The following is a 10,323-nucleotide window of genomic DNA, read 5'->3' as shown; positions in this document are numbered from 1 at the left end:
CCGCCCCCACCCCCGGGCCCCCGGCGGCCCTCCCGCCCCCCCCTTCTCCCATCCTCGGCCCCGCGGCCCCCGCGGCGGCCAAGGGCTCGCCCCTGAGCCTGCTCTGTCGGCTGCGGATCTGAGACGCCCCGGGCCCCTCGGGCGTCCTCCAGGCCGACGAACCGCGCCCCGCGTTCGCGCCTCGCGCCCGCCCGACGGCCCTCCCCGCCGCGTCCAGGCCACCCTTCGCACTCGGATCGGAGACCGTCCGGAGTCATGTTCGATCGTCTCATCGTCGGGTCGTTGAACAACCGCCCGCTCGTCGTGCTGGCCCTCTTCGCCCTCGTGGCGGTGGGGACCAACTCGCTGCTGAACCTCCCCATCGACGCCGTGCCGGACATCACCAACGTCCAGGTGATGGCCCTGACCAACGCCCCGGCGCTGGGGCCGGAGGAGGTGGAGCAATTCATCACCGTCCCGGTCGAGAACGAGATGAACGGCATCCCCTACGTCCAGGAGGTGCGGTCGTTCTCGCAGCTCGGGATCTCGGGCGTGACCGTCGTCTTCGAGGAGGGGACGGACATCTACTGGGCCCGCCAGCAGGTCAACGAGCGCCTGGCCCAGATCACCGCCGACATCCCGCCGGACTTCGGCCGCCCGGAGATCGGCCCGGTCGCCACCGGCCTGGGCGAGATCTTCCAGTTCGAGGTCAAGAACGCCGACGACGCCGAGCACCCGCGCTCGCTGATGGAGCTGCGGACCATCCTCGACTGGGAGGTCGCCCGGCCGCTGAAGACGGTGCCGGGCGTCGTCGAGGTCAACCCGTTCGGCGGCGAGCTGAAGACGTACGAGGTGACCATCGACCCGGCGCGGCTGGTCGCGCGGAACATCTCGATGGACAAGGTGTACGACGCGCTGCGGCGCAACAACGCCAACACCGGCGGCGGCTACATCGAGCGCGAGGGTCAGCAGCGGGTGATCCGCATGGTCGGCCTGATCTCCGACCTGGAGGCGCTGAACGACGTCGTGATCGACTCCAGCCGGACGGGCACGCCGATCCGCGTCCGCGACGTCGGCGAGGCCCGGTTCGCGCCGATGATCCGCACCGGGGCCGTCACCCGAGACGGCCGCGGCGAGGCCGCCACCGCCACCGTGCTGATGCTCTCCGGCCAGAACTCCCGCGTGGTCGTGGAGCGCATCAAGGCCAAGATCGCCGAGATCCAGAAGACCCTGCCGATCGGCGTGGAGATCGAGCCGTTCTACGACCGCGCCTCGCTGATCGAGCGGACCATCGCCACGGTGACGCACAACCTCACCGAGGGCGGGGTGCTGGTCGTCATCGTCCTGCTGGTCCTGCTGGGGAACCTCAAGGCCGGGCTGATCGTGGCCTCGGCCATCCCGCTCTCCATGCTGTTCGCCGGCAACCTGATGCTCTCCGCCGGGATCGCCGGCAGCCTGATGAGCCTGGGGGCGCTGGACTTCGGCCTGATCGTGGACAGCGCCGTCATCGTCATCGAGAACTGCGTCAGCCGCCTCTCCCACGCCAGCCCGCGCGAGAAGTCGGTGGACGTGGTCCGGCGCGCGACGTTGGAGGTCCGCAAGCCGGTCGTCTTCGGCGTGGCGATCATCACGCTGGTCCACCTGCCGATCCTGGCCCTGGAAGGGGTCGAGGGGAAGATGTTCCGGCCGATGGCCCTGACGGTCGTCTTCGCCCTGATCGGCTCGCTGATCCTGTCGCTGACCGCGACGCCCGTCCTGGCGTCGTTCTTCCTCAAGCCGGGGACCGCCGAGCGCGAGACCCTGCCGATCCGGGTCGCCAAGCGGCTCTACCGCCCGACGCTGGAATGGTCGGTCCGCCGGCCGTGGACCATCTCCATCGCCGCGGCGCTGGCGATGCTGGCGACGGTCCCGTTCGCCATGCAGCTCGGCGGCGAGTTCATCCCCCAGCTCGACGAGGGGGACCTGGTCGTCGTCCTGATCCGCCCCCCCGAGGCCTCGCTGACCGAGGGCCTGGAGGGGACCACCAAGTTCGAGGCGGCGCTGCACGAGCGGCTCCCGGACGTGATCCGCACGGTCGTCAGCCGCACCGGCCGGCCCGAGATCGGCATCGACCCCGCGGGCGTCAACCTGACCGACGTGTTCGTCCTGCTGAAGCCCCCCGCCGAGTGGAAGTCGGTGAAGTCCAAGGATGAGCTGATCGACCGCGTCAACGAGATCGCCGCCGAGGTCCTGCCGGGTACGTTCCTCAGCTTCACGCAGCCGATCCAGCTCCGGTTCAACGACCTGCTGGCCGGCGTGCGGGCCGACGTCGGCATCAGCCTCTTCGGCGACGACCTGGACGTCCTCCAGGACAAGGCCAACGAGATCGCCTCGGTCCTCCAGAAGATCCAGGGCGCCACCGACGTGAAGGCCCAGGTGCTCGGCGGCCTCCCCTTCCTCAAGATCACCATCGACCGCGACAGCATCGCCCGCTACGGCATCGACGCGGCCGACGTCCTCGACGTCGGCACGGCGCTCGGCGGCAAGATCGTCGGCCAGGTCGTCGAGGGCCAGCGCCGGTTCGACCTGGTCGTCCGCGTCTCGCCCGAGGCGCGCGGGGACGCCCAGGCCATCAGCCAGCTCCGCGTCCGCGACTCCCAGGGCCGGCTCATCCCGCTGCAGGAGATCGCCGCCGTCGAGAACGTCGACGGCGTCTACGAGATCTGGCGCAAGGACCGCCGCCGCCGCGTCATGATCCAGGCCAACGTCCGCGGCCGCGACCTGGCCAGCTTCGTCGGCGAGGCCCAGGAGAAGGTCGAGGCCCAGGTCGAGATCCCCCGCTCCTACTCCCTGGAATGGGGCGGCACGTTCGAGAACCTCCAGTCGGCCACGCAGCGGCTGACCATCGTCGTCCCGGTGGCCCTGCTGGGCATCTTCCTGCTGCTCTACTTCTCGTTCCAGTCGATCGGCCTGGGGATGCTGATCTTCCTCTCGGTGCCATTGGGGGCGATCGGAGGGGTCATGGCGCTCTGGGTGCGAGACCTGAACTTCAGCATCTCGGCGGGCGTCGGCTTCATCGCCCTCTCGGGCGTGGCGGTGCTGGACGGCCTGGTGCTGGTCTCGGCCATCCGGCAGCTCATCGAGGCCGGCGAGCCGACCCCGGACGCCGTCCGGGCCGCCTCGATGTCCCGACTCCGGCCGATCCTGATGACCGGCCTGGTCGCCAGCCTGGGGTTCGTCCCCATGGCCTTCTCCACCAGCTCCGGCGCCGAGGTCCAGCGACCGCTGGCGACCGTGGTCATCGGCGGCATCCTGACGAGCACGCTCCTGAAGCTCGTCGTCATCCCCGCCATCTACCCCTGGTTCGACCCGGGGCCGCCGAGGCCCGACTCCAGCCTCGACGAGGAAGCCCTCGGCGAGGACGGGGGCGACGGCCGCTGAGCCGTCGTCCGGTTGAAAAACCGACGGCCGGCGAGGACTCCAGGAGCCCCGCCGGCCGTCGATGATCGCGACGATCCTACGATCGCGGGCCGATCAACGGCCGCGGAGGAAGGCCCGGGCGGCGAGCCTCGGGGCGCCGTGCGCCATCCGGACGGCCGCGGCCCGGTAGCGGGCGGTCACCGCGTTGACGTAGCGGTTGAAGGGGGACGAGGTCGACCGCTCCTCCCCCTGGGAGAACGTCACCGCCGGCTCCGAGCCCGGGGCCGTCAGGTTCTTCCAGGTGATGTTCGCGACGAAGTCCGTCCCGGGCTGGTTCGCGCCGGCGCCGTCCAGCGGCACGCCCGTCGCGCCGGTCACGCCGGTCGGGAGCTTGCCGTTGACCGTCAGCCGATACGTCCAGTGGAGGTTGAGGCGCTGGGCGGGCGTCAGCGTCACGGTGTTCGTCGCGGCGTCGTAGGCCGCGGCGACGACCCGCACGGCGCGATTGCCCCGGCCCACCAGGACGATCCGGTAGTTCGCGGGGTCCTGGGCCGTCGCCGGGTCGAGGGCGCCGTTGAACGTCAGCACGATGGACGTCGGGCTGGCGTGGAAGCCGTAACGGCTCAGGCCGGTGACCTGGGGCCCGCTGGCGGCGACCACGACGTCGGCCGAGCTGGACGAATCGGCGCCGCCGCCGGAGAAGACCGCCCGGAAGACGTGCGTCCCCATGCCGAGCGCCCCGGCGTCGAAGGTCGCCACGCCGTTCACCACGGGGACCGTCGCCAGGAGGTTGTCGCCGTCGAAGAACGAGACCGTCCCCGCGATGGTCGGGTCGCCCGGCGTCGTCGCGACGACGGTGGCGGTCAGGGTCGTGGCCCCCCCCGCGCCGGGGGAGGCGGTCAGGGTCGTCGCAGTCCCCACCGGCGCGACCACCACCTCGGCCGCCGCGGCGGAGGAGGCCGTCGCGTAGTTCGCGTCGCCCGAGTAGACCGCGGTGATCGAGTGGCCGCCGACCGGCAGGATCACCCCCCGCAGCGTGGCCGTGCCGCTCACCGTCGAGGTCGCGAAGATGGGCGAGGCGTTCGCGATCGCGGTCGGGACCAGCTCCGCCGTCCCGATGGGCGAGCCGTCGACGAGGAACGTCACCGTCCCGGTCATGTTGGAGCCGCCCGCGACGGCCGTGAAGATGGCCCACACGTCCGACGTCTCGCCGTAATACACCCGCGACGGCTGGGCCGCCACGGTCCCGATGATCGCCGCGTTCTTGGCCACGTCGACCTGGACCGACGCCGAGGTGGACGGGAAGAAGTAGACATTGCCGAGGTAGCCCGCCCGGAGCGAATTCGCCCCGGTGCCGAGGCCGGACGTCGTGAACCTGGCGGTCCCGTCGGCGGCGACGACGGCCGTGCCCAGCAGCGTATCGCCGTCGTAAAAGGCGACGAGCCCGCCGGGCTGGAACGGCTCGACGGCGGAGGTCACGGTCGCGACGAGCGTCACGGGCATCCCATGGACCGCCCCCGTCGGCGTGGCGAGCGTCGTCGTCGACTCGACGAGCACCGACGGCGCCACGGTGCTCGACTCGCGGCCCTCGTAGACCGGGTCGCCGGAGTACACCGCGCGGATCGCCCGCGCGCCGAGCCGGAGCGCCCTCATCTCGAATGTCGCGACGCCGTTGACCACGGGCGCGGACCCGAGGACCGTCGAGCCTTCGAGGAACTTCACGGTCCCGGTCGGCGCGGGCAGGCCCAGCTCGGCCGAGAGGACGGCGGTGAACGTCATGACGGTCCCGTACGCGACCGGGCCCGTCGGGCCGGCCAGCGTGAGCGTGCCGGGCGCGCCCTCCACGGCCAGCGAATAGGCATGGATGACCGTGTCACCGTTCGAGTCGGTGACGGACACCTCGAACTCCAGCGGCGCGGCGAGGCGGGAGGTCGCCGTGCCGGACAGGAGGCCGCTCGGGCTGAGCGTGAAGCCGTCGGGCAGCGTGCCCAGCAGCGCGAAGACGTAGCCCTGGCCGCTGCCGCCGGCCGCCGTGAGCTGCTGGGAGTAGGCCGCGCCGACCGTGGCCGCGGGGAGATCCGCCGGGCTGATCGTGAGCGGCGGGTCGACCACGATCGAGTAGACGCGAACCCCGTGGCCGCCGCCCACGGTCGTCGCGGTGACGGTGAACGTGTACGTCCCGCCCGTCGCGATCGAGCCGTGCAGCAGGCCGTCCTCGTCCAGCGTCAGGCCTTCGGGCAGGTCCGTCGAGGTGAACGTGTAGCCGAGGATCGAAAAGCCGCCGGTCGCGGACAGCTGGCTGGAATACGCCTTGCCCGCCCCGGTCCCCGGCAGGCTCTCCGGGTGGAGGACCACCGCGGGGTCGACGATGAGGACGTAGGTCGTCAGGCGTCGCGCCCCCTGGTCGTCGCGCGCGTCCAGCTCGATGCTGAAGGTGCCGGCCTCCGTGGGCGTGCCGGCGATCAGGCCCGCCGAGGAGATGGTCAACCCGGCCGGGAGGGGGCCGGAATTCGCGGATAGCTGGAAGGTATACCCCACGCCGGAGCCGCCGACCGCCGTGAACTGGAAGCCGTAGGCGTTCCCCACCGTGCCGCGGCCGATGTAGTCGGGCGTCACCCGCAGCGGCGCGTTCAGCGTCATCAGGAACGTGACGGTCGTCGAGGCTCCCGTGGCGTCGGTCAGCGTCACCTCGAACTCGTAGGGAGCCCCGTCCCCGGTCGGCACGCCGCGGAGCAGGCCGTCCTCGTCCAGCTCCAGGCCGGGCGGCAGCGATTCCGCGGAGAATGCGTACCCCTCGCCGGACCCGCCGCCGGGCGTGAGCTGGACCTCGAAGTACGTGTTGCGGGCGGGCGTGGGCAGCGTCTCGGGCCCGATCGTCAGCGCCGGGTTCACATACAGGACGAAGCCCTGGGAGTCGTCCGGCGCGACGCCATTGGCGGCGAGGATCGTCAGCGGGTACGAGGCCGCGGCCCCCGCGGCGGGGATCCCGGAGATCGTCGCGGTGCCGTCCCCGTTGTCGAGGAACGTCAGGCCGTCGGGCAGGACGCCGATGTAGCCGATCGAGGGGGTCGGCCCGCCGGTCGTCGTGATGGTGAACGAGAGCGACGAACCGATGGCGAAAGCCGCCCAGGACGGCGACGTGATGGACGGGGCCTCCTGATGCACGCCCTCGACCGCGCCGATCGTCATCCAGGCGCCGGTCGTGCGCGGCTGCCACCGCTGGTCGGTCGGCAGGCCGGTCGCCACGGCCGGATCCGCGTTGCCGATCAGGAGGCTGCCGAGGCGCGGCATCATCGTCTTCGTCGGCCCGCCGTTGTCGGCCAGGGGCATGAGGAGGGGATCGGACGCCGGGATGAATCCGCCGGCGAAATTGTGGGCCGACCCGAACAGGTTCCCGTGCCCGTAGCTGGAGACGCCGATGTGGCCCAGGATGTCATAGGAGAGGTCGTAGACCTTCCCCGGGTCCGACGACGTGATGACCGTGTTGAACAGGAACGTCCCGGGCCAGCGCAGGTCGGAGATGGTCTCGACGCCGGTACGGCCCGTGTTGTCGACGATCGTCGCGCTGTCGATCCTCGCGGAGCCGTCGTAGTTGAACACCGCGGCCCCACGCCCCTGGCCATCCTCCCCGCGGCCCGCGTCGGTCACGACGCCGACCGAGGTATAGACGAGGCCCCCCTGGCCACCCAGGGCCTGGTTGGCCGTGAATGTGGAATTGGTGATGTTCACGGAGCCCTGATAGCTGAAGACGGCGCCGCCCAGGCCGGCGCCACCCCCGCCGCCCTCGTCGCCCGCGCCGCCGCCGAACCCGCCCATCCCGCCGCCGCCGCCGCCTCCGCCGCCGAAGCCGCCGCCGCCCCCGATCCTCGCGCCGCCGCCGCCGCCGCCGAACCCGCCCTTGCCGCCTTCGTTCTCGCCCAATTCATAGTAGAGGGACGAGCCGCCGCCCCCGCCGCCGCCCAGCCCGGAGCCGGGATGATTGCCGCCGGACACGCCGTCAAGTGAGCTAGCGGAGCCTCCCGAGCCGGCCTGGCCGCCCGGTGCCCCCCCGGCGCCGGCCCCGGGAAAGGAGCCACCCGCCGTCCCGGCCCCGCCCGGATCGAACAGGCCGCCTCCGCCGCCGCCGCCCCCTTCGCCTTGGTCGCTCGGCGGGCCGGCGAAGTTGCCCATGCCCCCGGCGCCGCCCGTCCCGCCGCCGCCGCCGCCGGCCTGGTCGCTCACCAGCACCCCGCTCCCGCCGTCGCCGCCCTGGGCGACGTTGCCGGTCAGCGTCGCGTTCGCGATGTTCAGCGTCCCGCCGTAAACGTAGACGGCGCCGCCGAGGCCCGCGCCGCCGCCGCCTCCCCATTGACCTTGGCCGCCCTGCCCCCCCCTGGCGAGGCCGTCGGCGATCGTGATGTTCGATAACGATAGGGTCGCTCCCGGGCCGACCCCGAAGACGCGCCGGGCACCCCCGCCGCTGATCGTCAGGCCGGGGGCGTTCCCCCCGTCGATGGTCACGTCGTCCTCCAGCACGACCAATCCGGTCGATCCCCAGTCCGCCGGAAAGGCGTCCGTCGTGAGCGTGATGGTCTGGCCCGCGAGTGAGGAATCGAACCAGAACACGTCGGTTTCCGTGTTCTGCGACGCCTCGATGATGGCCTGCCTGAGCGTCCCCGGCCCCGAGTCGGCCAGGCTGTCCACGAGGATGAGCGCCGGCACGGCGCGATCCTCCAGGAACTCCATCCGGGGGCGGCTGGATCGCCGCGGGGCGTTGAGGCGTGATTGACGGCGGCGCGGGAAGCGAGGTTGGTTCATCGAGGTGTCCAGGATGCGGAGGACCTCCGGCCGCGTGGGCGTCCACGCGCGCCGGGGATCGTCGCCGCGATGAGGTAGGATGACGCAGCCCATCGAAACGGCCACGACTCTTTGAAAGACTTAGAACGCCTCATGCCCGGATGCGAACACCCGACCGAGATTTTACGTCATGTCGACGCCGCCGTCGCGCATGGGGGGAAATCCCAAAATCCTGAAACCCCGCCGATCGACCCGCGGATCGTGAGGGCGTTCGATCATGACGCTCTTTGACATACCGGAAGCAGTCGAGGATCGAACGAGGACGATCCCGGGGGCGACGCGGCGCGCGCCCATCAACCGAAGATGAGGGTCCAGTTCCCCCCCGGGGCGGACGCCCTCGCGCATCCTCTCCGACGGCGCGACGGGGTGCCCCTCCGGCGGGAAAGGCGGCCTCGCGCCGGGAGTCGTCCGGGACGGCGAGGCCGAGCGCCCCCTCGTCCGGCCCTCCGGACCGCCCTCTCTCGGCGGGAGAAAGGACGAGCGTTTCACCCTCTCCGGCCGAAGGAGCCCTTCGAAATCGACGAACGAAGCCAACGGATTCTCACCGCAAACTTTAGCAGACCAAGATATTACGTCCGAAACAGCGTCGCGGCCGGCGCGCGAACGAAGCCAGCCGCGCGAGCCTCGAACGGGTCGACGGCTGGTTCCCCCTTGGCTCCAGGGATGAGGCGAGTAACCCCGAGCCATCCTCGGAGCGTGACGGACGAGAAAACCGCTTCGAAAACGACGAACGAAGCCAACTCGTCGCGGCGGCAACTCACGTGGGCAAAACGATTTAACGCCTGCCTGGCGGAGATGCCGGCGCGCGAACGAACCCAACGCGACCCAGGAGGAGGGGAGCGCCCACGGCTCGGGTTCAACGCGCGGCTTCGGGACCGGTCGGCGTGGCGAAGCTCAGGTGGTGGGCGCAGTGGACGCGGACCAGTCGGAGCCACTGGTCGCGGTCGAGATGACCGAAGACGCGATGCGGCGCCAGGGGGCCGGGGGCGGCGGCCATGGCGGCGAGCGCCTCGCGGAGCAGACGCGCGCCCTCGCGCGGGTCGATGTCCTCCGGCTGGCCCAGGCCGGCGGGGAGGGGGATCCCCTCGGGGAGACGGCCGGTCGCGAGCACCTCGTCCCGACGCTCCGGGGGGACGCGAAGCGACGTGTCGTGCGGGCCGTCGACGGGCGCGGCGAGCACTCGGCTCGTCACCGAGGCCAGGTGGTGGAGGATCTGCCCCAGGCTCCACGCGCCGGCGGTCGAGCAGCCTTCGACCAGGCGGGCGACTTCGGCGTTGATCGCGTCGAAATCCGGGTAGTCGAGCGTGCGTCGTCCGGGCGTCATGGCTGGTCCTGGGGTCGAGGGGGCTCGCGACGATCCCATGCTAACCGACGCCGGACGAGGCCGCCACCGCCCCGGTCGCCTCCTGGCCCGTCGGGAGGACCAGGCCGAGCCGGGGCAGGTCGTCGGCGTGGGTGACGCGGTTGCGTCCCCGTCGCTTGGAGTGATACAGGGCCATGTCGGCCGATTCGAGCAGCAGGGCCGCGAGGGCCCCGGGGTCGGCGTCGCGATGCGGCATCGTGGCCACCCCGAAGCTCGCCGTGACCTCGCGGACCGGCCAGGGGCGCGTCTCCAGCTCGCGCCGGACGCGCTCGGCCATGGCCGTGGCGCCGTCGCGATCGGTGCCGGGCAGGAGTATCGCGAACTCCTCCCCGCCGAACCGCGCCACGACGTCATGTCCGCGGGCCCCCCCCTGGAGCACGGCCGCGACCTCGCGCAAGGCGGCGTCCCCCGCGGCGTGGCCGAGGCCGTCGTTGATCGCCTTGAAATGGTCGATGTCCAGCAGGACCAGCGACAACGGCAGGCCGTGCCGGCTGGCGAAGGAGGACGAGACGTCCAGCGAGTCCAGCAGGAATCGACGGTTCCACAGCCCGGTCATCGCGTCCGTCGACGCCGCCCGCCGCAGCCGCCGGAGGTCGTCCTCCAGCCCCGAGCGGTCGACCCGAAGGGCGTCGATGGTCGCGTAAGCTTCCTCAAGGCGCAGTCGGAGTTCATGCACCTCCGCCAACAGGAGGGGCGAACCGTCGGCGTCCTTCGCGCGGCTCGATTCGGCTGAAGTCATCTAGACA

Annotated in this window: 4 protein-coding genes; 1 reads left to right on the top strand and 3 read right to left on the bottom strand. The window is 71.6% G+C overall.

Annotated features, from left to right (window positions below; translation table 11 throughout):
* The first annotated feature begins 255 nt into the window (after positions 1-255).
* The gene (locus WG209_RS20965; protein WP_337177046.1) at positions 256-3,399 is read left to right on the top strand and encodes a CusA/CzcA family heavy metal efflux RND transporter; all 3,144 of its coding nucleotides are present in this window, start codon (positions 256-258) and stop codon (positions 3,397-3,399) included.
* Between the two features lie 93 nt (positions 3,400-3,492).
* On the opposite strand, the gene WG209_RS20960 is transcribed toward WG209_RS20965, so the two are convergent.
* From WG209_RS20960 to WG209_RS20950, 3 genes are all read right to left on the bottom strand, one after another.
* Positions 3,493-8,175 carry an Ig-like domain repeat protein gene (locus tag WG209_RS20960; RefSeq protein WP_337177045.1) on the bottom strand — a complete coding sequence of 1,561 codons (4,683 nt, stop codon included), beginning with the start codon at positions 8,173-8,175 and terminating at the stop codon, positions 3,493-3,495.
* 895 nt (positions 8,176-9,070) lie between these two features.
* A complete protein-coding gene (locus WG209_RS20955; protein ID WP_337177044.1) occupies positions 9,071-9,538 on the bottom strand; it encodes a DUF1569 domain-containing protein in 468 nt (155 codons plus the stop codon).
* A 40-nt stretch (positions 9,539-9,578) separates the two neighbouring features.
* Complete coding sequence (locus tag WG209_RS20950; RefSeq protein ID WP_337177043.1) at positions 9,579-10,316, bottom strand: GGDEF domain-containing protein; 738 nt, start codon at positions 10,314-10,316, stop codon at positions 9,579-9,581.
* Between the last annotated feature and the right edge of the window lie 7 nt (positions 10,317-10,323).

The sequence above is a fragment of the Paludisphaera sp. genome, from assembly GCF_037189885.1.
Taxonomy (GTDB): Bacteria; Planctomycetota; Planctomycetia; order Isosphaerales; family Isosphaeraceae; genus Paludisphaera.
Note: the sequence above shows the minus strand (reverse complement) of the source record. Positions and strands in the feature narration are given on the sequence as shown.

What these genes read in the sequence shown, in the direction of transcription:
- WG209_RS20965 (WP_337177046.1), top strand. Translation starts at nt 256, where the DNA reads ATGTTCGATCGTCTCATCGTCGGGTCGTTGAACAACCGCCCGCTCGTC.
- WG209_RS20960 (WP_337177045.1), bottom strand. Translation starts at nt 8,175, where the DNA reads ATGAACCAACCTCGCTTCCCGCGCCGCCGTCAATCACGCCTCAACGCC.
- WG209_RS20955 (WP_337177044.1), bottom strand. Translation starts at nt 9,538, where the DNA reads ATGACGCCCGGACGACGCACGCTCGACTACCCGGATTTCGACGCGATC.
- WG209_RS20950 (WP_337177043.1), bottom strand. Translation starts at nt 10,316, where the DNA reads ATGACTTCAGCCGAATCGAGCCGCGCGAAGGACGCCGACGGTTCGCCC.